Below are 26,783 nucleotides of genomic sequence, written 5' to 3' on the forward strand. Positions count from 1 at the left end.
GAAACAAAAACAAAAAGTTATCACTCATCATGTGTGGGAGAAATATAAGGATATTGCTAGAAAAAACAAGCTAACAGCTACAGGGAAAAGATTGTATAAAGTACGCTGTTCCACTATAGAGCGAAGCTTTGCGGACGCCAAAGAACTACATGGCTACCGCTATGCCCGGTTTCGAGGGCTGCAGTCTGTCCAAATACAAGCTTATCTCACCGCAGCTTGTCAAAACATGAAAAAAATAGCCCTCCATCTGACCAAAAAGGGTCAGGTGGAGGGCTATTTTTCTAAATTCTATTATTTTATGTTGTTTTTATTAGCTAAAATCAAAAAAGATTCCAGAGTGTTGGGAACCCTAAAGGGTTTCCCAACACTCTGAATGGGTAAGGTGAATACACCTTACCCATTACATATTATCGTAAAAAAGGATTAAGGTTCTTTACCTGCTGTCTTCAATTTAGCTTAACCGATAAAAATGGGCAGACTTCTCCCTTATCAAGCTAAAACCATTTGAAGAACAGTTGATAAAGTCATTTTATCCTTTCACTCCTTTAACATTCGTTATATTAAGAGTATAAACTACTCTTTTATATTCTATTCTCTATTGTTCTTTTTGTTCCTTCTACGTTTTATCGTTCTCTGCATAAATTTCTTTATACATCTTTTCTAATGCATATGGACTTGTAAAGATAATTGTTAACGATTTCCACATATAAATTCTTCTTTGTAATTCTATCCCATACTCTTTACTCACTATATTTTTCACTTCTGGGATATGATCTTCAGTTTGAAATTGTTGCACAGACTTCAATTCATTCGTTTTAAAATCTGTTAAAAATCCTATTACACTTCGCCCATGTTCCTGTGACCTTTCTTCTAAATCAAACTGAACCGAATGAATGAAACCTAAAACGTGAAAGATTTGAGCATGTAACCCGACAGCAGCACGCTGTTCCATTAAGTTGTAGCACTCTCGTTTCAACTCTTCTACCATTTCTAAAGAATTTCTATTAACTTTCCTTTTGCCAATAAACATAATTTTTACAATATGAGCGACTGCCCCCATACTTTTTAATACACTCTCTAGAATTTCTACCGCGTCTTCTACATAACCATTTAAAATTATTGAATGAATAAATTCATCTAATACCGCTTGAAACTTTTTAATTAAATGTAAATCACGTAATTCTGGAACATCTTTTCTCAATTGATCCCGGCCTTGAACCCACTTTAAAATTTCTGTCATTTCTTCTTCGTTTAATTCATGATGTTCCATACCATACTTCATTAATAAAATATGATTTTTTAATAAAGATTTTCCTTCTTCGAGATTATCTGCTGTTAATTCATCCACTATTTGCTCTATAGATTTCATCTTTCTCCCCCTATATAAAAAAGCCTCTTAACAGTAATTATACTAAAAACTGTTAAAAGACTTTTTCTATTTTTTCATATAAGGTGCTAATACTCTCAAAATTTCTTCCTTATCCTTCTTTAACTCAAGTGATGTTAACATATCCATCGTTCTCGGCCTAGGTAATTTCACTTGTACCTCACCAACTATTGATGCTGGTCTTTGAGATAAAATAAATACGCGATCCGAAAGCAAGATTGCCTCATCTAAGTCGTGTGTAACCATAACGATTGTTTGCTTCTCTTGGTGCCAAGAGTTTAAAAGCCAGCTATGTACTTCCATTTTTGTAAAAGCATCTAATTTACCAAAAGGCTCATCAAGTAACATAATTGGCTTTTCACATAAATATGTGCGCAGAAAACTAATTCTTTGACGCATACCACCAGACAATTCATCTGGATAATGGTCTGCATATTCATCTAGTTCAAACTGCTTTAATGCTTCCATTCCTTCTGTTAGCCTTTGTTTTTTTGGCTTTCCTTCAATTTCTAACGGAAGGACGATATTTTGCAAAGCTGACCGCCACGGTAGTAATAAATCCTGCTGCGGCATATAACTTACAACATCTTGCTCTTGCATTTGCTTATCGTTATACGTTACACTTCCACTTGTTGGATTTTCAACATTTGCGATCATATTTAATAGTGTACTTTTCCCGCAACCACTCGGTCCTACAAAAGAAACGAACTCTCCCTCTCGTATAGAAGCACTAATATTTGCTAATACATTCTTTCCATCGAAAGATTTCACAATATCTTTTATTTGTAATCCGCTCATTTTTCACTTGGAAGGAACTCATTTGTAAAGGCATCTTTCACATCAATTTTCTTCTTAATAACTTTGTTATCATATAAGAAATTCATGTAATTCGTCCAAACTTCTTCCTTCTGTACTCCCCATGCTTTTGCATCATCTTGATACTTCGTACTTAACCATTTTTGACTTTCTTGTACTAACTCTTTATTTACATCTGGAACGGCTTTAATTAAAATATCAGCAGCTTCTTTCGGTTCTTTAATTGCAAAATTATACCCCTCTGTCGTTGCACTCATAAACTTTTTCACAAAGTCTTTATCTTGCTTCGTATGTTTTTCACTCGTAATAATAACAGGACTATAGAAATCAAGCGCTGGGTCTAAGTCTTTCACCATAATCGTATTTAACTCTTTTCCTTGGCGCTTCGCTTCAATACCGTCCCATCCGTAATATATCCATTCAAAGTCTGCATCACGACCAATTGATTTAAAGAAATCTGTTTGTCCTAAGATGATTTTTTCCACTTTATTAAAATCGGCTTGATTTTTCTCCATAATTGTCTTTAATGTGGCTTCTTCCGCTGGTCCTCCCCAGCCACCATAACGTTTACCTTCAAAATCTTTCGGCGAAGTCATGTTATCTTTCTTAAGCGATGCAAAAGCTGAAGTATTATGCTGAATAATCGCTCCTACTGATACAACAGGAATACCTTCCACACGAGCCAACGTTACATTTTCTTGCGCGCTTATTGCGAAGTCAGCTTTTCCTGAAGCTATCATTTGCTCTGCCGTCACATTATCACCAGGCTGAATAATTTCTACATCTAAGCCTTGCTTTTTATAATAATCTTTCGCTTTCGCTACATATAAGCCAGTATGATTCGTATTTGGAAACCAATCTAGCACTACTTTTACTTTTTGATCTTTACTTGCACTTTCTTCTTTCTTCGCCGGATTACATCCAGCCACACCTACCGCTAATAAGGCAGCCAACATAACTTTTAAACCTTTTTTCATTTTCTGCCGTCCTTTCTATATATCCATGGTGCTGTTATTCTTGCCATAAACTCCACGATAAAATACAGACATAATGTCACCATTACAATAATTGCTGCAACACCAAATACTCGGGCTGTTAAAAAGGATTTCGTAGCCCTTGTAAGCATAACTCCTAATCCTTCACTGGCACCGAGCCATTCTCCAATAATCGCTCCCATTACGCTATATGTAACTGCAATTTTTAAACCGGAGAAAAAGTATGGAAGCACTGCTGGAAACTTTACTTTCTGGTAAACTTGCCATTTCGTTGCCTTCATCGTTTGCAACAACTTCAACATATTTTTATCTACCGTTTGAAAACCTTCTAAAATGCTAAGCGCAATCGGGAAGAAACAAACGAGTATGACTACCATTACTTTCGGTAGCATTCCATATCCAAACCAAATAATAAATAACGGTGCAAGTACAACGATTGGAATCGTTTGCGAAATAACAAGCAACGGATTTATTAAAATACGAAATAAAGGGATAACGTCCATAAGAATTGCAATGCTTGTCCCAATTAAAATCGCAAAGAACAGTCCAATTATAACCTCTTGCAGCGTCTGCATCGTATTCGGTAATAGTAAATCTTTCATTCCAATTAATTCTTGAACAATGGCAGAAGGCTTCGGTAAAACCCACGGTTCAATTTTAAATAATGAAACAGATCCTTCCCATATCGCAATGAGAAGGATAAGCCAAATTGCTGTAATTATTTTAGATTGCTTCTGGTTTTGCATATTCATCACGGTACTTCCAAACTTTTTCATCTATCGTTACACCAGTGCTTGGACGATAATGGATTTTAATAGAAGTAATCACTTCTTCTGCTCCAGCGTCCACACAAGCTTGTTGTGCACGTTTAATGATATCAAGAAGTACATCTAATTCTCCTTCCAGCGTCGTTTCCATTGCCCCTACTTCATAACGAACTCCCGATTGTTGTACAACCTCAATCGCTTTATCAACAACAGAATACACATCTTTGTTCTTTGCTTGTGGTACTACTGAAAACGAAATTGTAACTTGTTGTGACATAATAAAATCCCCCTTATGAAATTAAATTTTAAAACAAGAAAAGGCTTTCCTACTGCGTAGGAAAGCCTTGTATGCAAGTTATTATAGAATAACATATGCTACATCACTTTAAGTAACTCCCTACGCTGGCATTATCCAGATCAGGTTGAGGGTCGATGTTTGCTCACATCCTCTCAGCCAATTGGCTCCCCGGTCCTTAATTCGTTTTCATTGTAGCATGATTTATTTTATTGAACAAACAAAAGCATGTATAATCATTTCATTTAACTTTTGAATTCCCCAATTAACTCTTGTAACTCCTGTGAGAGCCAGCTTAAAGAACTGGCTAATTCAGCAATATCCTGTACAGACATTTCCTGTTCTTTCATGATTTCTTCAACATTACTACTACTATTCGCATACTTATTTGCAATAAGTGATAGTTCATTTACAACACGAACAATATTTTGGCTATTTTGCAATATATTATTTGAATTGCTAGAAACAACTCCAACTTGATTGGTAACAGTTTGTGCTGATTTCGAAATTTTTTCAAAGAAAGCACCACTACTTTCAACAAGTTTCATTCCAGACTCTACTTCTTTTGAGGTTTTTTGCATTGAAACAACAGCTTCTTCCGTTCCTGCTTGTGTTTCCCCTATTAATTTTGCTATATCTTTTGCTGATACTTCCGTCTGCTCTGCTAATTTACGCACTTCATCAGCAACAACGGCAAATCCCTCTCCAGTTTCCTCAGCACGTGAAGCTTCAATAGTAGCATGTAAAGCTAGCGAATTCGCTTGATTTGAAATACTTGTAATTACAGTTACAATATCACTAATTTCTTTTGATCTTACTTCCAAAGAATAAATGATAGAAGATAAATCTTGTACTGCATTTTGTATCATGTTCATTTGATTCATCGTCTTTTCAATAATACCATTTCCTTTTTCTGAATGATGCTTCGTACCTTCAGACTCTTTCGTCATTTGTTTTGCAATATTAGTTATCTCTTCCATCCTATTTTCCATTTCATATACAATATCTAAATACTTTGGTACTGACGTTTCTTGCAATTGAACGCCAGCCCTTAACTCAACTATAGAACTTACGATTCCTTGGACTGCCATGCTATTTTCTTTCGTACTCACTGACAATTCTTGTGAAGATGAGGAAACCTGTTCTGCTGTCTGCTTCACTTTATCTATAATTCCTTTAAACTTCTCGATGGTATTATTAAAATACGCATTAATAATACCAATATCATCTGGTCTTTCCTCTAATTTAATACTTAAATCACCTTCACCAACTCTGCGTAATCCTTCACGTAAATCCCGCAATGGAGCAAGTGCGTTACGTACGATTAAGAATTGAATAACAGTTGCAATTAAAACAGAAATACAAATAAACATTAAACCTTGTATAATGAATTTTTCCTTTGTAATAGGAACAATAGAAGCATCTACATCGGCTGCAACAATTGCCACAATATTTCCGTCTCCATCTTTAATTGGCTCTAATATCGTTACCCATGATCCTAATAGATCTTCATATACTACTGTCATGTTTGCTTTTTTCGTGCTCATTACCTTATCGTATGCTTTCATCCAAAGATCTGGTTGTTTATAATATTCTCCCGGCCTTACTTCAACAACATTTGCTAAGTCTGTAGACAAGTCGACGATTAGTAACTCACCTTTTTCATTTTTTTTTGCTCCAACAATGTACGTTTGTCCAACACTATTCAATTCTTCCGTTGCTTCATCTAATTTCTCTGTTAACTTCTCTCTCTTTTCTCTTTGTGCCACTGGGTCTTTTGTAACATCTCTCACTATTTCTTCGTCTAATTTATGTAATACCGTATCTCCTGTTTCAAAAGAATGCCTTTCAAATATAGACATCATGCTATTTTGAAACATGTTAAAACTTAACGCTCCCATAGTACCAACAAGCGTCAAAATAACTAACACAGTTAACAATACATTCTTTTGAAGAAATGATAGCTTGTGCCAATATTTTTTCATTCACATCACCTTTCTTAATTAACTTAATATAAAGGAAAACTATTAAAATAGAAACCTTATCAACAACTGATAAGGTTTCTCATTTGTTTGCAAATAAAAAAAGACCAATGAAAAAGCATTGGTCAAGACCAACCCTATCCGTCCGGTAACTGGCTAGCGTAGCCTTTCGGCCTTAGCTCCTGTAGTTTTGCGTCCTAATGTTTCCATCAGTTTGCCTTTCTCGCTGAACGAGTTGAACGATATGGGAGTTCTATGAGAATTACATTATTCTCTATCAAAGATTACAACATAAAAATTAAAATGTCCACCTATTTAGAGATACAAATGTAAAATTTGGCTGTATTATTTTTTCAAAATAATTTAACAAAGTACGTGAATGTTACATTTCTTGTGTTATATAATAAAAAATGTATATAACACAAGGATTGTTTTGAATATTTATTTTAATTTTCTTTTAAATTAAATTATTCGAATATATCTTAACTAATGAATTTCGGAGGTAGTTTATCATGTTTTGGCTACAATTTCTTACGTTACTACTCTGCATTTTTATTGGCGCACGTCTAGGCGGAGTTGGTCTAGGAGTAATGGGTGGCGTTGGTATGGCAATACTTGTTTTCGTCTTCCACTTACAACCTACAGCTCCTCCTATTGATGTCATGCTTATGATTTTAGCAGTAATTACAGCTGCTGGTGCACTCCAAGCCGCTGGAGGAATGGACTACCTTGTTCATCTGGCCGAGAAAGCATTACGAAAAAATCCAAAACGCATTACATTCTTTGCTCCAATTGTTACTTATCTATTTACACTTTGTGCAGGAACTGGTCACGTTGCTTATTCTGTACTTCCTGTTATCGCAGAAGTCTCTCGCGAATCTGGAATTAGACCGGAACGACCAATGTCAATTGCCGTAATTGCTTCCCAACAAGCAATTACAGCTAGTCCTATATCAGCTGCAACAGTTGCACTTTTAGCAATGTTAGCTGACTATAAAATCACCTTATTAGATATTTTAAAAGTAAGTATCCCTTCTACTTTTATCGCTTGTATGATAGCTGCATTTGTTGCTAGCAAAATGGGGAAAGAATTAAATGAAGACCCTGAATACTTAAAACGATTAAAAGAAGGAATGATTCCTAAGATTGAAGAGAAAAAAGAATTCGTTGGTGTAAAAGGCGCTAAATTATCAGTTATCCTTTTCTTAGTAGGAACTTTCCTTGTCGTACTTCTCGGTTCATTTGAAGCACTTCGTCCAGGATGGATAGTTGATGGGAAGTTAGCCCGTCTTTCCATGCCAAACACAATTGAAATGGTTATGTTAACGATCGCAGCTCTTATTATTATTTTCTGTAAACCAAATGTAGAAAGCATCGTGTCTGGTAACGTCTTTAAAGCGGGGGCAACAGCAGTTGTTGCTATTTTCGGTATCGCTTGGATGGGAGATACTTTCTTTAACGGAAACTTAAATATGATTCAAGGATCAATTCAGCATCTAGTAACAAGCGCGCCATGGCTATTTGCCATCGCATTATTCATTCTATCTATTTTACTATATAGCCAAGCCGCAACAGTACGTGCTTTAATGCCTCTTGGATTATCACTCGGTATTCCACCAGCACTACTGATCGCGATGTTCCCTGCAGTAAATGGATATTTCTTCATTCCAAACTACGGAACAATCGTTGCTGCCATTAACTTTGATCGTACTGGTACAACTGGCATTGGTAAATATGTTTTAAATCATAGCTTTATGATTCCAGGCCTAATCGCAACATTCACTTCTATCGGAATTGGAATGCTCTTAATTTCAATTATGTTTTAAAAAAAAGCACAAACCTACAAATTTACAGGGTTTGTGCTTTTTTAATCAAACGTTTGTTTAAATATTTTTAACTGTCCATTTTCCCATTATGTTTTTTAATATTTGTTTAAAGTCCTCTGGGAAAAGATGACCTAAACCTTCTCTTACAATTAATTTACAGTTCACATTATATTCCTCGAACATTGACATTAATTGAAGTGTGTTTTCGTAAAATAGATCTTTGTCTCCCGTAACAATATATCCTTCTACATTCGTTATATCATTTGATGCAACTATACTTTCAATTGCCTTAACATCTCGAATAGCAGGTATAACTGCAATAAATTTTTGAGTCGCTAACATATTCTTTAACGCTAACTCTATCGCTATATTTCCCCCTTGAGAAGCTCCCGCGATGATGATGTCCTCCAAGTTATATTTATTTACAAAATCATTAAAAGTTTTCATAACGTCTTTTTTAGCTATTTCATGATTATCCCAGCTATACGACTTCATTCCATGTATTTGTGAGGATTGGGAAAAACCTAATATATACTCATGTAGTATTTCTTCTTCACACCAATATGGTGCAAAATCATCTATATTTGATCCTCTCCAATGTAAAGAAAATAGTCCAGCCTTAGCTTTTTCATTTCCATAAGTAAATAACTTCGGGTTAGCTGTTAGCTGCTGTTTCTTAAAGATTTCTTCACACTTTTTCAATATTATTTTAAAAGCTGCATTCTCTCGTAATCCCTTTAAATCTTCATCCTGCATAAGTGTATGTGGATTCCACCAAATCCCCTTTTCTAAAGCTTCGTTTAAACTAACAATTGCTTCCTCATACTTACCTTCTGCCGAAAGTGCACACGCTTCCCAAAAACTAGTTTTTTCTATTCTTTCAGGAAAATCCCTTTTTGCTTTATCTATGCATCTATAAATCGCTTCGAATTCCCTTTTTTCGAATAAACGAAACAACTCATTTTGCAACTCTACAAACTGTTTCCTTTTCAAACAATCCTCCCCCTTTTTCTAACTACCGATATCAAAAAATAAAAAGCTATGTAGCGTTTTAATACTACATAGCTTTCTTCTACAAACTGTTACTCACTTCCTCTACTAGCTTCTTCGTACTTTCATACGCAGATTCCGCTAAACTAATCGCAGAAATAACAGAAATACCGTCCGCACCTGCTTCTATAACCGAAGCGGTATTTTCAATTGAAATGCCACCAATCCCAACAATCGGTATTGTAATTCCTTGCTCTCTAAAATGAGCTAAACCTTTCGTTCCTTGCACCGCTTTCGTATCTTTTTTCGTACTCGTTGGGAAAATAGGGCCAACACCTAAATAATCCGCTCCGTTTTCAATTGCCCAGCGTGCTTCTTCAATTGTATGTGTAGATACACCGATAATTTTATCCCCCATTTTTTCACGAACAGAAGTAATTCCTTCATCATCTTGTCCAACATGCACGCCATCTGCATCTAACTCGAGGGCTAGTTCCACATCATCATTTACAATGAATGGTACACCGTATTCCTTACAAATTGCTTGTAATTCTTTTGCGAAACAAATACGTTCTTCTCCCGTTAAAGCCCCTTCTCCCTTTTCACGAAATTGAAAAATTTTTATACCACCTTCAAGTGCCTCTCTCAATACTTGCAGTGGATCCTTCGTACAATTGTTACTTCCCATAATAAAATATACTGATAATAACTTAGACATTTCTGCCTTTGAAATACGTGACATTTATTTTCCCTCCTTACTACATAACCTCAATCTTCCCATACTTTTCTATATCACTCGAAGTCGTATTGGCTAACTGATTTAAAAATTCAATTTGGAAACTACCAGGTCCTTTTTCTACTGTCTTAGCAGCTGCTAGTTCCGCGGCTACACCATAAAACGTTAATGCCGCTACTGTAGCCTTTACATAATCCTTTTCTACAGCTACAAATGCTCCTATTACAGAAGTTAGTAAACAACCAGTTCCCGTAACTTTCGTTAAAATAGAGTGACCATTTCGAATAACAATAGTTCGCTCTCCATCTGTAACAACATCTTCTTTTCCAGTAATTACCGCAACTGTATTTAGTTCATCTGCTGCCTGCTTTGCAATACTTACGACATTACCATTTCCAACACCAGCGTCTACTCCTTTAATTTCCCATTTTTCATTAATAACGTTCGCTATTTCAGCTGCATTTCCGCGAATAATTGCTAATTCGATTTCAGCCGGAATATGTCTCGCAACTTCTGTTCGATACGACGTTGCTCCTGCGCCAACTGGATCAAACAGTACTGGTACATTGTTCACATTTGCAGATTTACCAGCAAGTAACATCGCTTCTACTTCTTCAGGACGAAGTGTCCCCATATTTAATACTAGCGCTCCAGCAATGCTAGCCATTTCTGCCACTTCTTCTTTTGCATACGCCATTACAGGCGATGCCCCTAATGCTAATAAGCCGTTAGCTGTAAAATTTGTTACAACAACATTTGTAATATTATGAACGAGCGGATTAGATTCTCTCACCAAATCCACTACTTTACTAATTTCTTTCATATTCATCCTTCTCATCTCCTAACTATAGTTATGGGAGATACACAAAAAGGCACTTTGCGCGTACGCAAAGTGCCTGAACATGTGCTTTTACACTCTCCCTACGCTGGCATTATCCAACAGGTTCAAATGGTCAATGACGGAATAGTCATACTCTCAGTTTGCATCCACAAACTCCCATGTGTTTAGTATTCTTCTACTTCAAAGTCTACTCTTATTCTAGTAAAATAACAAGTTCTTTACTTTTCTATTCAATATAGAAGCAACTAATAAAACAATACGCATAATAACTATCTATTTCTCACAGTCTCATCATGGTGCATATTATGTTCTGTCACGATCATTCACTTTCAAACAGATGTTATCCCACTAAAAACCGTTCAAATATGGAGCGAAACTGAATCTCAAGAAGATGTATGCTATAGTTAACGTATGGAAATTTGAAAGGATGTTTTAAATATGTCAAAAAGCGTTGTAATCGCTGAAAAGCCTTCTGTTGCACGAGATATTGCGCGTGTACTGAAGTGTGATAAAAAAGGAAATGGCTACCTTGAAGGTAGTAAATATATTGTAACTTGGGCTTTAGGTCATCTTGTTACATTAGCAGATCCAGAAAACTATGATGTGAAATATAAAAAGTGGAATTTAGAAGATTTACCGATGCTACCTGAGCGTTTGAAATTAACAGTTATTAAACAAACTGGGAAACAATTTAATGCTGTAAAAAGTCAGCTTCTTAGAAAAGATGTAAATGAAATCATTGTAGCGACAGACGCTGGACGTGAAGGAGAATTGGTTGCTCGTTGGATTATTGATAAGGTTCGAATTAACAAACCAATCAAACGTCTATGGATTTCATCTGTTACTGATAAAGCAATTAAAGATGGTTTCGCAAATTTAAAACCAGGTAAAGCATATGACAATTTATACGCTTCAGCTGTCGCACGTTCAGAAGCTGACTGGTATATCGGTCTTAACGCGACTCGAGCTTTAACGACTCGCTTTAATGCCCAGCTTAACTGTGGGCGTGTGCAAACACCTACTGTTGCTATGATCGCTAATCGTGAAGATGAAATAAAGAACTTCAAAGCTCAAACTTACTATGGCATTGAAGCTCAAACAACAAATCAATTAAAACTAACTTGGCAAGATGCAAATGGCAATAGCCGCAGTTTTAATAAAGAAAAAATTGATGGTATTGTAAAAGGTTTAGATAAACATAATGCTACTGTTGTGGAAATTGATAAAAAACAGAAGAAGTCATTCTCTCCTGGTCTTTACGATTTAACTGAATTGCAACGTGATGCCAATAAAAAATTCGGCTACTCTGCGAAAGAAACATTGAATATTATGCAGAAATTGTATGAGCAACATAAAGTGCTAACATACCCTCGTACAGATTCACGCTATATTTCATCTGATATCGTTGGGACACTTCCAGAACGTCTAAAGGCGTGCGGAGTTGGAGAATATCGTTCTTTAGCACATAAAGTATTACAAAAGCCTATCAAGGCTAATAAATCATTTGTTGATGATAGTAAAGTAAGCGATCATCACGCAATTATTCCGACAGAAGGATACGTTAACTTCTCCGCCTTCACAGATAAAGAACGTAAAATTTATGATTTAGTTGTCAAACGTTTTTTAGCTGTTTTATTCCCAGCATTCGAATACGAACAACTAACGTTACGCACAAAAGTTGGCAATGAAACGTTCATTGCACGCGGAAAAACAATTTTACATGCCGGCTGGAAAGAAGTATATGAAAACCGCTTTGAAGATGATGATGTAACTGATGACGTAAAAGAGCAACTTTTACCTCGCATCGCAAAAGGCGATACATTAACTGTAAAGTTAATTATGCAAACATCAGGTCAAACGAAAGCACCTGCACGTTTTAACGAGGCAACTTTACTTTCAGCTATGGAGAATCCTACAAAATATATGGATACGCAAAATAAACAACTTGCTGATACGTTAAAATCGACTGGTGGATTAGGTACTGTAGCGACACGTGCAGATATTATCGATAAGCTATTCAATTCATTCTTAATTGAAAAACGTGGTAAAGATATTCATATTACTTCAAAAGGCCGTCAGTTACTTGATTTAGTGCCAGAAGAGTTAAAATCGCCTACACTAACTGGTGAGTGGGAACAAAAGCTCGAGGCTATCGCAAAAGGTAAATTGAAAAAAGAAGTCTTCATTTCAGAAATGAAAAACTATACGAAGGAAATTGTTTCTGAAATTAAATCGAGTGATAAAAAATATAAACATGACAACATTTCAACGAAGTCTTGTCCGGACTGCGGTAAACCAATGCTAGAGGTAAACGGCAAAAAAGGAAAGATGCTTGTATGCCAAGACCGTGAATGTGGTCATCGTAAAAATGTATCTCGTACAACAAATGCTCGTTGTCCGCAATGTAAGAAGAAGTTAGAATTACGCGGTGAAGGTGCAGGACAAATCTTTGCATGTAAATGTGGCTATCGCGAAAAATTATCCACATTCCAAGAAAGACGTAAAAAAGAATCCGGAAACAAAGCTGATAAACGTGACGTTCAAAAATATATGAAACAACAGAAAAAAGAAGAAGAACCATTAAATAACCCATTTGCAGAAGCATTAAAGAAATTAAAATTCGATTAAACAAAAAGGTTCCTACCTCTATCGGTAGGAACCTTTTATTTTAGTGAATGATTTTACTTCCTTTTGCATTCTCAACAAATTTTTCACTTGATTTGTTAATTGGTGTTTTCAGTAATAACGCAGCAACAATCATAACTACTACGAAAGCACTTAATACAAGTAAATCTCGCGTTACAATATCCCACAGCATTCCGCCTACTGTTTCACGAATTGCACTAATTGCATATGTGAACGGTAAGAACGGATAAATTGCTTGGAAGAATTTCGGTGTCATTTGAATTGGGAATGTTCCGCCCGACCCTGCTACTTGTAGTACAAGTAAAATAATCGCCATCGATTTCCCAACGTTTCCGAAAATAGAAACAAGTGAGTACACGATACAAACAAATACTCCACCAATAAATAAACTAAATAATACAAACCAGAACTTATCGACTACGTACGTACCGAGTAAGAATATATCTCCCATCGATACGATAAACGCCTGTGAAAGACCTATCGTTAAGAATGTTAATAAACGTCCAAAGTAAATTTCATGGCTCTTATAATTCGCGCCCTCTTCATGTACTTCTACTGTTAATAATGAAACCATTAATAATGCGCCTACCCATAATGCAAGCACTGTATAGAATGGTGACATTGCTGAACCGTAGTTCGGCATCGCAAATAATTTATTCTCTTTTAAATTTACTGGATTCGCAAAATAATCACTTTGCTTCTCAACATCGTTTTTCAATAAGCGTATGATATCTTTTAAATCCTCTTCAGATTCAAAATCACGAATTTTATCTGCCAATTCTTTAATCTTTTTCTCAGTAGCTGGCATTTCAGCTTTAATGTCTGCTAATTTCTTTTTACCATCTACTAAGCCTTTTGATGAATCTTCTAGTATTTTTTTAACATCCGGAAGCTTTTTGTCTGCTTCTTTTAAAATTTGAGATGTGTTTTTAGACATCTCTTTTGTACGAGCAATTGCTTCATTAAAGTTTGGAACGATTTCTGAATCGTATTTAGCTAAGATGTCACTTATTTGGGCCGAAGTACTTTTAGATACTGCGTTAATACTTTCAATAACATCTGCTGCTGGCTTTTGACCTTTATTAATAGCGTCAATTCCTTTATCAGTTAAATCGATTGCTTTTTGTAAACCATCTTTTAATTTATTCAATTTAGAAATCATGTTATTCATGTTCTTATCACTATTTACATCCGCTAAAACTTTATTCGTATTTTCCATAACAGGAATCATATCATTAACTAAATTCTTTCCAGCTTGTAACTCTCCTCTTATATCATTTAAAGCTACTTTTGTAGAATCTAATCCGTTAATCCCTTTATTATTCAAGTCTTCTCTTGCTTTGCCAAGCTCCGTTTTTAATCTGCTATAATCATTTACAGCCTTATCATAAGCTTCTCTACCATTGTTTAAAATCTCATTAGCTTTGTTTATATCTTGATTTAAATTTCCTCTCAGTTGCTGAGCATCTTCTTTTACACCTTCAGCCTTGTTTTTTAATTGTTCAGCTGTGCTTACTGCTTTTTCAAAATCCGCTACGAACGTTGCATTATAATCTGCTTCTGCTTGATTTACCAAGTTATTTATTGCATCCAACTTTTTATTAGTAGCATCTCTTACATCTTTTTTCACTTCTTGCCCTGTACCAATAATATTGGCAATATCTTTAACGCCCCCATTTGCATTTTCGATAGCTGATTTAAGGCTTGTTAATCTTTCTATTCTCTTTTGGAAGAATTCTTTTCCAAAATCAGTTGATGCCGAATCTTTAAATTTAGTAAAGACATCAATTACATATGAAACACTATCCGCACGATCTTGAAGATTCTCAGAAACCTTATTAAGATCTTGTTTCGCTTTTTCCGGGTCGAAATTACCATTTTGCAACCCGTTTATAACACCTTGTGCATAAGTTGTTCCAACACGTATTGAGCTAAAAACATTATTTACAGTTTGATTAATATTTTTAGCAATGTTTTTATATCCCTCACCATTCACTTGCGGTAATTCTGGAAGCGCTGGTATTTGCGGGATAGTTACATTTGGTAACTCTGGAAGTTTAGATGGATCTGGAAGTGCCAGATTGAAATCAACAGATGGATTTTTTAAGAAATCCGTAATTGCCGCCGCACCATTCAAACCTGTTTGCATTGCAATTAAATTATTCTTAATAGTTCCCGGGGCACGATTCAATGTTTCATCATTTCTCGCAAAGAACGCATCTAAGCTCTTAAGTGTATCCTGACCATCATTAATAACACTCTCTACAACCGGCAACTCTTTCTGCGCTACTTTCACAACATCTTCTGCTCGAGTCGCATCATCTAACGCCTTATCCATAAGTGTATTCATTTCTGGGAACTGCGCTTCTAACTTAAATACAAGATCTTTTACTTTCTCGATACTTGGTAAGTTTGTTTCTAAATCGATTCCAAGGTCATTGAAGATTTTAAAAATCTCACCGTTCGCTGTTTTAACAAAGTTTTTACTAATTTCTTCTGTAATACCTGATGCACCTTTTGCTGTAATTTTCGGTGCAATCGCATTTACCTTTTCATTTACATAGTAATCAAGTTCTGGTTTCTGTGGATTTTCATCCAGAACAGTTGCAATCTTTTCAGAGAAGTCTTTTGGGATTGTAATGCTTGCATAGTAATCCCCGCGTTCCACTCCGTAAATTGCTTGTTTTTCATCTACAAATTTCCAGCCAAGATTTTTGTTTTTCTTCAGAGAATCTACAATCTCGTTCCCGATATTGATATCTTTTCCTCTTAAATTAGAGCCTGCATCTTCGTTAGAAACTGCAATGGGAACTTCTTTTGTATTTCCATATGGATCCCAAGAAGCTTTAATGTTAAACCATGCATATAACGATGGTAAAATCATTAACCCTACAACAATAACAATTGCAGCCCAATGTTTTGCTACATTCCGTAAATCTGTCTTATAAATACGCCAAATTTGTTTCATAGAAGTTATCACCTAATTATATATTTTTCCTTCTTTAGAAAATGATACATACATTTTGCAATTATATCACTTTCTACATCCTGGATTAACCGAAAACGAACTATTTTTTCCCATTAACTTTGACTTACTACATTATATAACGAAGTAAGTCAAAGTATGAATACAAAATGACCAAATCGGTTTTACATTCAATAATAACAAATATATAGGAAATGTCATAAAAAATACAAGTATTTTCTCTTGGAAATACTTGTATTCCTCAAAAAAATCCTCACAGCTTTTTATCATCTGTGAGGATTTCTTCTATTATATATCTACTTGTACTTCTACACCGAAATGATCTGAAATTACATTTCGGTTTGTACCATTAAAAATAACTTTTGAAGAACGAACTTTTTCACTTCGGTTACACAATATTAGATCGATTCGTAGATTATGTTTATTTTCATCCCAACCAGCAATCTCACCTTGGACAGTTGTTCCTTCATCCTTCTCTATTGCTAGTTCATATGTGTCATGCAAACCTTTTTGCATCATATATTCATAACCCTCCCCTTGCAAACGAGCGTTATTATTAAAATCACCCATTAAGAAGGAAAGTTCATTGCTATCTACATGCTCCATCAAACGATTCACTTGACCTTTAAATGATTCTTCTTCATCATTCCACCAACCGAGGTGGCAAGAGTAAAACGTGATGTTCTTACCATTATAAGCAATTGTTGCACTTACAATTTTGCGTGTTTTCCAATACGTTGTATCCTTATTTTCTGAAATAAAGAACGTATCTTCTTTTACAACATTATGCTTCGTTATAATCGCTAATCCTTCTTCATACACATCATAACCAATATGAGAGAAATCCCAAGTAATATTGTAATCTTTTACATGTAACGCTTTTAACTCTTCTAATAGTAAAAGTCCAAAATTATCTTCTTTCTTGTTACCGCATACATTTTTAGCTCCTATCGACTGACTTACTTCTTGCAATGCGATAACATCGTACTCTTCTTCTTGAATGACTTTAGCAAGATATTTTATCTTTTCTATTTGATTTTCTTCTTGCCAAGAGTGACAGTTTAAAGTTAGCAATTTCATATTATTACGCACCTAACATATCTTGAATGTCTGACTTTAATACGTCAGCTTTCGGGCCATATACCGCTTGTACACCTTTATCTTTTACGATAAGTCCTAAAGCACCATTTTGTTTCCACTGCGCTTCTGGTGCAACAACATCTAAATCTTTTACTGTTACACGTAAACGTGTCATACAAGCATCTACGTCAGCAATATTTTCTTTTCCACCTAATAAATCAATAACCTTTGTTGCTAATGAACCATCGTGTACATTTCCTGTTCCTTCTGATGCCTCATCTTCATTATCAATATAGTTACCTGCACGTCCTGGTGTTGGTAAGTTGAACTTTTTAATTAAGAAATTGAATAATGTAAAGTTCAGACCGAAGAATACTAATGAAACGATAACGAAATTGATTAAATCTCTAGTTAATCCTGCATTAACCATCATCGGTGTACGAGTAATTAACTCAATGAATCCGAATGCGTGAACACGTAAGTTAATTAAATCTGCTAATGCGAATGCAAGTCCTGTTGTAATTGCATATACAACATATAATACTGGAGCAATAAACATGAACATGAATTCAATTGGTTCTGTTACACCTGTTAAAAATACTGCTAATGCTGCTGATAAGAACATTGGTTTATATTTTGCACGTTTTTCTTTATCAACATTACGGAACATCGCGAAAGCAATACCCATTAATGCTGCTGTTGAACCGATAACTTGTCCAGCTTTGAAACGAGCCGGTACAACATTATTTAATAGATCGTTATATGCTTTTGTATCTCCATTTGCTAATAAGTTATTTAAATCTGTAATCCATGCAAGCCATAATGGATCTTGTCCTGCTACAACTTGTCCAATTTTTGAGCCAGTTAACATCGTATATGTTCCGCCCAGCTCTGTATAGTTCATCGGAATTGTTAACATATGATGTAAACCGAATGGTAATAGTAAACGCTCTAACGTTCCATATACAAATGGTGCAACAATTGGTGCACTATCTTTTGAAGCTGCAATCCAGCGACCAAATTCATTTAATCCACTTTGGATGAATGGCCATAAAAGTGATAATACGATTGCAGTTACTGTAGACCAAACAATTACAACGAATGGCACGAATCGTTTTCCGTTAAAGAATGCTAATGCTTGTGGCAGTTTGTTATAGTTATAATATTTGTTATATAAAGTAGCTCCTAAGAAACCTGTGATAATCCCTACGAAAACCCCCATGTTTAATGCTGGTGCACCAAGTACAGAAGTAAAGTAATCTTTTACAATTAAGTCCCCTGCTAATACTGAAGAAACTTTCGCTTTTGAATCCGCTAACATTTCAGCGTTTACGCCAAATATAGCCCCTGTAATTCTGTTTGTTAAGACGAATGCTAATAGCGCTGCAAATGCACCACCTGCGCGATCTTTCGCCCAAGATCCCCCAATCGCTACTGCGAATAAGATGTGTAGATTAGTAATAATTGCCCAACCGATATCTTCCATTACGCGAGCGATTGTATGAACTGCGTTAATATCCCCAGCAGACATTCCAATTAACTTACCGATAGAAATCATTAAACCAGCTGCTGGCATTACAGCTACAACAACTAATAACGCTTTCCCGAACTTTTGCCAAAAATCAAAAGACGTAATTTTCATCTGTTCTTCCTCCCCTTTATTTATAACAACATAATGATTTAAATTATAATTTCTGTTTCTATTATGAAAACGATTCCTTATGTTACTTCATTTTTATCTTTACGCAACCGTTTTCATAAATCTATTTTAATAAAAGCGTTTTCACTTTGCAATAGAAATTTATTATTTTTCATAAAAAAAGATGCTCTAAGAGCATCCTTTTTTATTATGAAATACGATAAACCCTTGTTTCATACGGCTTTAACATGATTGAATTTACTTGTTCATGTTCCGCAACTTCATAGTTATTTAAAAGCAAACGTTTGCGTTCTAGTGCAAATAAATCCTCATTATACACAGCTTCCTCTTTTGAGATATTACTAATTACGACTATTTTTTCATCGTTTAATGTACGAGTATATGCATAAATTTGCGGATCATCTTCTAAAAGTAAATCGTACGTACCGTAATTCAGTACATCGTGCTCTTTTTTCAGGGCAATCATTTTCTTATAGAAATTGAAAATAGAGTTCTCTTCATTCTTTTGCTTTGCAACATTGATTTCTTTGTAGTTTGGATTCATACCAAACCAAGGCGTACCTGTTGTGAAACCAGCATTTATCTCATCGTTCCAATGCATAGGCGTACGTGAATTATCGCGGCAAGAAGCCCATATAATTTCCATCATATCTTGATGGGATACGCCCTCTGCAATTTTCTCGCGATATAAATTTTTAATTGCTACATCATCGTAATCTTCAATGTTTGGGAATTGAACATTTGTCATCCCAATTTCTTGTCCTTGATAAATAAACGGTGTACCGTGCATAAAGAAATACATCGCTCCTAAAGCTGTCGCACTTTCACGCCAATATTGTTTATCATCTCCCCAAGTTGAAACGATACGTGGCTTATCGTGATTCTCAATATATAAAGCATTCCATCCTTTATTTTCTAACCCTTTTTGCCATTTCGTTAATACCTTTTTCAGCCCTACAACATCAAGATCTTTCTTCTTTTCTGCATCCCATAAACTTAAATGTTCGAATTGGAATACCATATTGAACTTACCTTGCTCTTCTCCAACCCAAAGCTCAGCATCTTCAATCTTAACGCCATTCGCTTCACCAACAGTCATAATATCGTACTTAGAAAATGTATTTTCTTTTAATTCTTCTAATAAAGGTTGAATACCATCCACATTCATATGTTTATCAAAAGATGGAACATACTTTAGTCCTTTTGGATTTGGCATATCTTTAAAGCCGTCTTCTTTTTTAATATGGCTGATTGCATCTACTCGGAAACCATCAATTCCTTTATCAAGCCACCAATTAACTGTATCGTATAGCACTTCTCGAACTTCTTTATTCTCCCAGTTTAAATCTGGTTGTTTACGCGAGAATAAGTGTAAATAATATTGTCCTGTTACTTCATCATACTCCCATGCCGAACCATTAAAAATACTTTCCCAGTTGTTTGGTTCTGCACCATCTTTACCATCATGCCAAATATACCAATCACGCTTCGGATTGTCTTTAGATGAACGAGACTCAATAAACCATGGATGTTCATCACTTGTATGATTAATAACTAAATCAATAATAAGCTTCATATCACGTTTATGAACTTCATCTAGTAAAGCATCAAAGTCTTCCATCGTCCCAAACTCATCCATAATATCTTGATAATCACTAATGTCATAACCATTATCATCATTAGGTGACTTATACATTGGACAAATCCAAATTACATCTATTCCTAAATCTTTTAAATAATCCAGTTTCGCAATAATACCTTGTAAATCTCCAATACCATCGCCATTTGAATCCATAAAGCTACGTGGATAAATTTGATAAGCAACCGCTTCTTTCCACCATGTCTTATTCATAGTCATTCTCTCCTTTTGCATCCCATCGGAATTTTTATGCAAACGTTTTCGTAACACTATCATAACAAAATATGAATAGTTTGCAACTGTTTTCATTGAACTCTATGTAGTTTCTTGATTCTTATGCTTTATTTATTTCTCACAAAGGCAAATCTCATTCTTCTCATCTCCTTGTCCACGCACGTTACATATACTTTTCATATATTAATAAAAAGCCCCGCTTATTTTAGAAAGGAGTGATAAATTGAAACAAACAAAATTAACAGGTCGTATCGTTGTTCCTTCAGACCCTGACTATGACGTAGCCCGAATGAACTTAAATTTAAGTATTCCAAAACTCCCTTGTATTATTGTGTTTTGTCAAAATAAAAATGATGTGTGTAACGCCTTAAAATGGGCACGCGAGCGTCATGTACCATTTCGCTTAAGAAGCGGACGTCATAGCTATGAAAATTTTTCTCTTTTAAATAGAGGACTTATTATTGACGTGAGTGAAATGCATCGTATTACTGTTCATACAGATAAATTAACAGCAACAATTGAAGCTGGTGCAAACCTTGGCACTGTTTATAAAGAGCTTTGGAATTATGGTGTGACAATACCGGCTGGTACAAGCGCAAGCGTTGGAATTGTTGGATTAGCACTTGGCGGTGGCATCGGTATGCTTTCACGCTTATTTGGATTAACATGTGATCAATTAATAGAAGTTGAAATGGTACAAGCATGTGGTAAATTTGGAGCAAAAATCATTCGTGCAAGCGAACATGAAAACCATAACTTGTTTTGGGCATGCCGCGGTGGCGGTGGTGGAAACTTCGGAATTATTACTTCTTTGACTTTTCGCGTACACCCTATAAAAAATGTATCAATCTTCTCCATTACATGGGAATGGGAAGATTTTATTGCTGCCTTTCAAGCTTGGCAAAACTGGGCGCCTTATGTAGACGAACGTCTTACTTCATCAATTGAATTATTCACAAAACAACAAAACAAAATTGAAGCACAAGGTGAGTTTGTTGGCTCTCCCTCTGAACTCCATTCCTTATTATCTCCTCTTCTTGAAACTGGTACCCCCTCTCTCTTTATAGATGAAGTTCCTTATATAAAGGCTGTTGAATTTTTTAACAGTGGTAACATCCCTGAAAACTTCAAGCGCTCCGGTTCCTACGTATATAAACCTATTCCTCTTAAAGGAATTCAAATCATGCAGTATTTTCTTTCACATGCACCAAATAAAGATGCGAGTATTTGGCACCAATCGCTCGTAGGTGCTGTTAAAAATATTCCGCCTACTGAAACAGCTTATTTCCATCGCAAAGCAATTATTGCGCAAGAATACATTACCTCTTGGAAATGTGATGATGAAGAAAATCGAAATATACGCTGGGTTAAAGATTTACGAGAAAGCTTAGATCCTTATACACTAGGTGACTATGTCAATTGGCCCGATATCGACATTAAAAATTGGCAAACTAGTTATTATGGCCCTAACTTTCAAAGATTACGTAAAGTGAAAACCATATATGATCCTTGCAATGTATTTCGCTTTCAACAAAGTATCCCACCTTTTCATACGTAAAAAAGAGGGATACAATAAAAAACCATCCAATATGCTATTACCTCGCAGCATGTTGGATGATTCAAGTTGATTTTCTATATCGTTTCAAATTATTGCTCCTACTCATACACTTTTACTTACGGATTAATTTTATTTCGTATCATTTTCATGCAGTGAATGTATTTTTATATTTGGAACTGCATCTTTTTCAATAACGCTACTATAAACAACAGGAATTTGAAATTCGACTTGCTTTGTCTCATGTTTTTGTAAATAGATTGGATTTGGTACTGGATAACTTTTTGAATCCTCATATAAAACAACTTTTAATGCTTGTGAATGATTACGATAATTTTTTAAAGTAACAATACACTTTCGTTCGATATCCTCTCCATTTTTCTCCATTCTACACTGGCTATCTTCTTTTTTATATTCTATTGCTTCTACCCCTGTTTTTCCTGCGTAGTACCATGTTTTATTTAATGTCTGGAGGATGTTATTTAAAATAAACGGCATCATTAAAATCAAAATACTAATGCCTACTACTTTTATCTTATTCATTTTTCTAAATGTACTAGACTCCTTTTTTCCTAGCCATTTTAAAAATAATATAAATGCAATTACATGTAGTATGAAAGAAACAATCAATATATTTGAGACTTTATAATCCATATAAACATACGTATGTATCGGGATCTTATAAACATTGAATAGTTTTTCCCCAATTAATTCATTATCATTTGGAATTTTTAATAATAACAAAACCCCTATACTGTAACAAATAGCTACTAATCGATCATACTCAATACGAATCATTCTTTCTCCCCTTCACTTTGTTTTTTATTATCGATTTTAGCTATTATTACCATACTATACTATCTTTTCATAGAGGAAAACGTAAAAAAGTTCCTTATAAATATATAAAGAACCTTATTAATATACACTATGAATTAAAAAATCAATATACAATTTTCACATAGAGATTTCTTCAAAATATGTTGGATCATGTATTGTAATTTTTTTATCTAAAATTGTAACAATGCTATCATTTTTTAATTGTTTTAATACGCTGCTAACTGTCTCTCGAGATGTTCCAGATATTTTGGATATTTCAATTGTTGTAAGTGGACATGAAATTACAATCTTTTCTCCACTCTGTTCTCCTAAATCCTGCATTAAATAATTTAACGTTTGGATAACACGATCTTGTGCATTAGGAATTGTAATATTTTGCACTCGATTTTCATTCAATTTTAATATCGATGATAATTGCTGAACAACGTACATCAATTGCGTTCTGCTGGACTTTACCATATCTTCAAAGATTACCGTTGAAATATAATATACCTCCACATCCGTCATTGCTTCTGCTGTATAGTTATATCCTCTGTCTGTAAACATACCACCATAAGGAAAAATAGAATACCGCTTTACATAGTCATCGTATAATAAGTTCCCATTTTGATTAACCCGCTCTAACTTTACAAAACCATCTAACATGAAGTAAATTCTTTCCCTTGAATCCCCTTCTAAAAATAAAAATTGACCTTTTTTATAAGTTCGCCAATAAACAAACTCTGTTAAGCCTTTCAATTTTTTTTCTGTTAAATGAGCAAATAATTCGAACTGCTTTAAGTCTTTCACTACGTTCCGTCTATTCATAAAATTCCCTCTCTCTTGCTGTATGTTGGAGCGAAAAATCAAGAAAGCGTATTCAATTTGAATTTTATCATAATTAACTTGTATATTCAGATTTTATCATGAAAACTTTATGAACAATGAATACAAAAAATATTAATAAATAAAAAGAATGGAGTTACTAACTCCATTCTTTTTTACTACTAAGTAGCGTACATAATAATTTTAAACACACATGCATACATTCTGTTTTGAAATAATAGTACCGGCTTTTTCTTCTAGTGCTTCATATACTTTTTCTAAAGACGTAATAATTGTTTTTCTTTTTGGATTTGTATTAACAAAATTAATAGCAGCTTCAATTTTTGGAAGCATGCTTCCCGCAGCAAATTGTTGTTCTTCAATATATTCTTCTAATTGATTCACTGTGACATGCTCTAATTTCTTTTGATTCGGTTGATTATAATTTACATACACATGATCAACTGCAGTTAAAATAACGAGCGTATCGGCATCTACTAATTCTGCTAATTTCTGCGCAGCGAAATCTTTATCGATAACTGCTTCAGTTCCTTTTAACCCTTCTTCAGAATCAATTACTGGAATTCCACCTCCGCCCACAGCTATCACTATGTTTCCATCTTCGACCAAAGAATTAATCACTTTATGTTCATGAATACTTACAGGCTTCGGTGATGGAACAACACGTCTCCATCCTCTACCAGCATCTTCTTTAAACACTGCTTTTGTTTCATCCATTAATCTTCTGGCCTCTTCTTCTGTATAAAAAGGACCAATTGGTTTAGTTGGATTTTTAAATGCCTCATCTTTTTTATCCACAACAACACGTGTTATAACCGTTGCTACATCTTTGTTTATATTCCGTTTTTTCAATGCCTTTTCAATCGCATTTTCCATCCAATATCCAATCATCCCTTGGCTCATTGCCCCACAAGTATCTAATGGCATTGCAGGTGTCTTTTCCGTTTCTGCAGCTTTTTGCTGTAATAAAATATTCCCCACTTGTGGGCCATTTCCATGCGCAATTACTATATCCACATCATTTTCCATTATTTTCACAAGTTGTTCCGCCGTTTTTTCCAACGCTTCTTGCTGCGCTCCCGCAGTAGCTTCTCCAGACTGTATCGCATTTCCCCCTAGTGCAACTACAATTTTTCTTCGTACCATATTCCAGCCCTCCAGTTGATTTCGCTTTCACAGCGCTTTATAAAGTAATACTGCCTGTAATTAATCCATAAATCGCAAAGAATGCTAAAGCACCAATTGCTACGGATGATGCTAATTCCACTCGAGTAAATATTTGCTTCGAACTCTTTTGCTTTTGAACATTGTAAAAAATAAAAATACCTGGCGCATATAAAGTCATTGTTAATAATAAATACTCTAAACCGGCTGCATAAACTAACCACACGCCATAAATACTTGCGATCAAGCCAATTATTATATTTTTATTTCGATCTGCTTCTTCAGACTTTAAGCTATGTTTCAGTTGATAAAATGCTGAAAAAGCATATGGGATTAAAATAGCTGAAGATGCTAAAGAGAATGCAAAGTTATACGCCTGATCAGAAACGACGAATGTTAACAAGAATATTTGTATTAAACCATTTGTTATCCATAATGAATTTACTGGAGCCTTATTTTTATTTTCTTTTGCGAACCATTTTGGAAATACTCCATCTTTAGCCGCTAAATATGGAATTTCAGAAGCGAGCAAAGTCCAACCTAACCAAGCACCTAATACAGAGATGACTAAACCTAAATTAATAAAGATAGCACCCCATTTTCCAACAACACTTTCAAATAAATAAGCCATAGCCGGATTTTTCAAACCTGCAATGTCTGCTTGCTGCATAAGTCCAAGAGACAATAATGTGATTAAAATGTAAATGATGAGTGTACCAATTAAGCCAATAACGGTTGCTTTCCCTACATCACTTCTATTTTTTGCTCGACTGGATAAAACAACAGCCCCTTCTACCCCAATAAATACCCATAAAGTTACAAGCATTGTACTTTTAACTTGGCTGCCAACTGCTCCCCATGAAAAAGAACCAGTTTGCCCCCAAAATCCATCTAAGAACGTATCAATATGAAACGCGAAGATTCCTATGACAATAAATACAAATACAGGTACTAATTTTGCGATTGTAGTTACTAAATTCACAAGGGCTGCTGATCGAACTCCACGTAAAATTAACATGTGAACACACCATAATAATACACTTGCCCCAATAATGGATTCTACATTTTGACCGCCTTCAAAGATCGGGAAGAAATATCCTAATGAAGAAAACAATAATGTACCGTAAGCTACATTCCCAAGCCAAGCAGATAGCCAGTATCCCCACGCACTATTAAATCCCATAAAATTACCAAATCCTGCTTTTGCATAGCTAAAAATACCACCATCTAAATCTGGCCGTTTTACAGTTAGATTTTGAAAAGATAATCCGAGTGCAATCATCCCAATTCCTGTTATAACCCAGCCAATAATAATGGCTCCAGCACCAGCACCTTTTGCCATATCACTCGCTAAATTAAAGGCTCCACCGCCAATCATAGACCCAACTACAAGAGCCGTCAGTGTAAACAACCCTAATTTCTTATCTTCACCCATTCCACTCACCTCTCTTTAATTGCAATAACAATACAAAAGCAATAGTGAATGATAGTGTCTAAAGGAGGAGAAAGAAGAAAGGAAGAC

The 26,783-nt window shown here is 35.0% G+C and carries 21 protein-coding genes and 3 riboswitches; of the genes, 4 read left to right on the plus strand and 17 right to left on the minus strand.

Annotated elements, in window-relative coordinates:
- The coding region (locus tag ACTFRN_RS27235) for a transposase (RefSeq protein WP_438907714.1) at positions 1-373 on the plus strand (373 nt) is incomplete at its 5' end.
- A gap of 243 nt (positions 374-616) precedes the next feature.
- Here the strand turns inward: ACTFRN_RS27235 and ACTFRN_RS27240 are convergent.
- The 6 genes from ACTFRN_RS27240 to ACTFRN_RS27265 all read right to left on the minus strand — a co-directional run bounded on the left by ACTFRN_RS27240 (position 617) and on the right by ACTFRN_RS27265 (position 6,245).
- Positions 617-1,369 (minus strand): hypothetical protein, encoded by a 753-nt coding sequence (locus tag ACTFRN_RS27240; RefSeq protein WP_000835394.1) that lies wholly within the window; start codon positions 1,367-1,369, stop codon positions 617-619.
- A 66-nt stretch (positions 1,370-1,435) separates the two neighbouring features.
- Positions 1,436-2,185, minus strand: coding sequence for an ABC transporter ATP-binding protein (locus tag ACTFRN_RS27245; protein ID WP_049114345.1), 750 nt, complete (start codon positions 2,183-2,185; stop codon positions 1,436-1,438).
- Complete coding sequence (locus ACTFRN_RS27250) at positions 2,182-3,180, minus strand: ABC transporter substrate-binding protein (RefSeq protein ID WP_049114343.1); 999 nt, start codon at positions 3,178-3,180, stop codon at positions 2,182-2,184. The genes ACTFRN_RS27245 and ACTFRN_RS27250 overlap by 4 nt, the downstream gene beginning before the upstream one ends.
- Positions 3,177-3,950, minus strand: a complete 774-nt coding sequence (locus ACTFRN_RS27255; RefSeq protein ID WP_140383335.1) for an ABC transporter permease — start codon at positions 3,948-3,950, stop codon at positions 3,177-3,179. The genes ACTFRN_RS27250 and ACTFRN_RS27255 overlap by 4 nt, the downstream gene beginning before the upstream one ends.
- Positions 3,922-4,242: an MTH1187 family thiamine-binding protein gene (locus ACTFRN_RS27260; RefSeq protein ID WP_000082897.1), complete on the minus strand. Its 321-nt coding sequence runs from the start codon at positions 4,240-4,242 to the stop codon at positions 3,922-3,924. Before ACTFRN_RS27260 ends, ACTFRN_RS27255 begins: the two co-directional genes overlap by 29 nt.
- A gap of 100 nt (positions 4,243-4,342) precedes the next feature.
- A riboswitch (TPP riboswitch) is annotated at positions 4,343-4,444 on the minus strand.
- Between the two features lie 61 nt (positions 4,445-4,505).
- Positions 4,506-6,245, minus strand: a complete 1,740-nt coding sequence (locus tag ACTFRN_RS27265) for a methyl-accepting chemotaxis protein (protein ID WP_000761107.1) — start codon at positions 6,243-6,245, stop codon at positions 4,506-4,508.
- Between the two features lie 141 nt (positions 6,246-6,386).
- Positions 6,387-6,471: riboswitch (cyclic di-GMP riboswitch) on the minus strand.
- Positions 6,472-6,754: 283 nt separating this feature from the next.
- Here ACTFRN_RS27265 and ACTFRN_RS27270 point away from each other — a divergent pair.
- Positions 6,755-8,068, plus strand: coding sequence for an anaerobic C4-dicarboxylate transporter family protein (locus ACTFRN_RS27270; RefSeq protein ID WP_000498695.1), 1,314 nt, complete (start codon positions 6,755-6,757; stop codon positions 8,066-8,068).
- A 57-nt stretch (positions 8,069-8,125) separates the two neighbouring features.
- Here ACTFRN_RS27270 and ACTFRN_RS27275 read toward each other — a convergent pair whose 3' ends face one another.
- The 3 genes from ACTFRN_RS27275 to thiM all read right to left on the minus strand — a co-directional run bounded on the left by ACTFRN_RS27275 (position 8,126) and on the right by thiM (position 10,623).
- The gene (locus ACTFRN_RS27275; protein ID WP_014893344.1) at positions 8,126-9,061 is read right to left on the minus strand and encodes a DUF3089 domain-containing protein; all 936 of its coding nucleotides are present in this window, start codon (positions 9,059-9,061) and stop codon (positions 8,126-8,128) included.
- A 79-nt stretch (positions 9,062-9,140) separates the two neighbouring features.
- Complete coding sequence (thiE, locus tag ACTFRN_RS27280; RefSeq protein WP_000086976.1) at positions 9,141-9,800, minus strand: thiamine phosphate synthase; 660 nt, start codon at positions 9,798-9,800, stop codon at positions 9,141-9,143.
- Between the two features lie 16 nt (positions 9,801-9,816).
- A complete protein-coding gene (gene thiM, locus ACTFRN_RS27285; protein ID WP_001056111.1) occupies positions 9,817-10,623 on the minus strand; it encodes a hydroxyethylthiazole kinase in 807 nt (268 codons plus the stop codon).
- Between the two features lie 72 nt (positions 10,624-10,695).
- Positions 10,696-10,805: riboswitch (TPP riboswitch) on the minus strand.
- Positions 10,806-11,073: 268 nt separating this feature from the next.
- On the opposite strand from thiM, the gene topB reads away from it, so the two are divergent.
- Positions 11,074-13,263 (plus strand): DNA topoisomerase III, encoded by a 2,190-nt coding sequence (gene topB, locus ACTFRN_RS27290; protein ID WP_074568042.1) that lies wholly within the window; start codon positions 11,074-11,076, stop codon positions 13,261-13,263.
- Positions 13,264-13,303: 40 nt separating this feature from the next.
- On the opposite strand, the gene ACTFRN_RS27295 is transcribed toward topB, so the two are convergent.
- The 4 genes from ACTFRN_RS27295 to ACTFRN_RS27310 form a co-directional block, all read right to left on the minus strand.
- Positions 13,304-16,249 (minus strand): YhgE/Pip domain-containing protein, encoded by a 2,946-nt coding sequence (locus tag ACTFRN_RS27295; protein ID WP_074568041.1) that lies wholly within the window; start codon positions 16,247-16,249, stop codon positions 13,304-13,306.
- Positions 16,250-16,555: 306 nt separating this feature from the next.
- On the minus strand, positions 16,556-17,347 hold the full coding sequence (locus tag ACTFRN_RS27300; RefSeq protein ID WP_000771968.1) for an endonuclease/exonuclease/phosphatase family protein: 792 nt from the start codon (positions 17,345-17,347) through the stop codon (positions 16,556-16,558).
- 4 nt (positions 17,348-17,351) lie between these two features.
- Complete coding sequence (locus ACTFRN_RS27305) at positions 17,352-18,989, minus strand: PTS transporter subunit IIBC (protein ID WP_088106372.1); 1,638 nt, start codon at positions 18,987-18,989, stop codon at positions 17,352-17,354.
- 205 nt (positions 18,990-19,194) lie between these two features.
- A complete protein-coding gene (locus tag ACTFRN_RS27310; RefSeq protein WP_088106371.1) occupies positions 19,195-20,859 on the minus strand; it encodes a glycoside hydrolase family 13 protein in 1,665 nt (554 codons plus the stop codon).
- Positions 20,860-21,103: 244 nt separating this feature from the next.
- Between ACTFRN_RS27310 and ACTFRN_RS27315 the strand changes: the two genes are divergently transcribed.
- Entirely contained in the window at positions 21,104-22,438 is a 1,335-nt protein-coding gene (locus ACTFRN_RS27315; RefSeq protein ID WP_000814888.1) for an FAD-binding oxidoreductase, read from the plus strand.
- A 129-nt stretch (positions 22,439-22,567) separates the two neighbouring features.
- Here ACTFRN_RS27315 and ACTFRN_RS27320 read toward each other — a convergent pair whose 3' ends face one another.
- The 4 genes from ACTFRN_RS27320 to arcD all read right to left on the minus strand — a co-directional run bounded on the left by ACTFRN_RS27320 (position 22,568) and on the right by arcD (position 26,696).
- Positions 22,568-23,233 (minus strand): hypothetical protein, encoded by a 666-nt coding sequence (locus ACTFRN_RS27320; protein WP_014893345.1) that lies wholly within the window; start codon positions 23,231-23,233, stop codon positions 22,568-22,570.
- A 156-nt stretch (positions 23,234-23,389) separates the two neighbouring features.
- The gene (locus tag ACTFRN_RS27325) at positions 23,390-24,079 is read right to left on the minus strand and encodes a Crp/Fnr family transcriptional regulator (protein ID WP_088106370.1); all 690 of its coding nucleotides are present in this window, start codon (positions 24,077-24,079) and stop codon (positions 23,390-23,392) included.
- A 201-nt stretch (positions 24,080-24,280) separates the two neighbouring features.
- The gene (gene arcC / locus ACTFRN_RS27330) at positions 24,281-25,243 is read right to left on the minus strand and encodes a carbamate kinase (protein ID WP_000252338.1); all 963 of its coding nucleotides are present in this window, start codon (positions 25,241-25,243) and stop codon (positions 24,281-24,283) included.
- A 37-nt stretch (positions 25,244-25,280) separates the two neighbouring features.
- A complete protein-coding gene (gene arcD, locus ACTFRN_RS27335) occupies positions 25,281-26,696 on the minus strand; it encodes an arginine-ornithine antiporter (protein WP_000503415.1) in 1,416 nt (471 codons plus the stop codon).
- Positions 26,697-26,783 lie beyond the last annotated feature (87 nt).

Origin of the sequence: Bacillus cereus group sp. MYBK245-2 (assembly GCF_051916145.1) — a bacterium.
Taxonomy (GTDB): domain Bacteria; phylum Bacillota; class Bacilli; order Bacillales; family Bacillaceae_G; genus Bacillus_A; species Bacillus_A pacificus.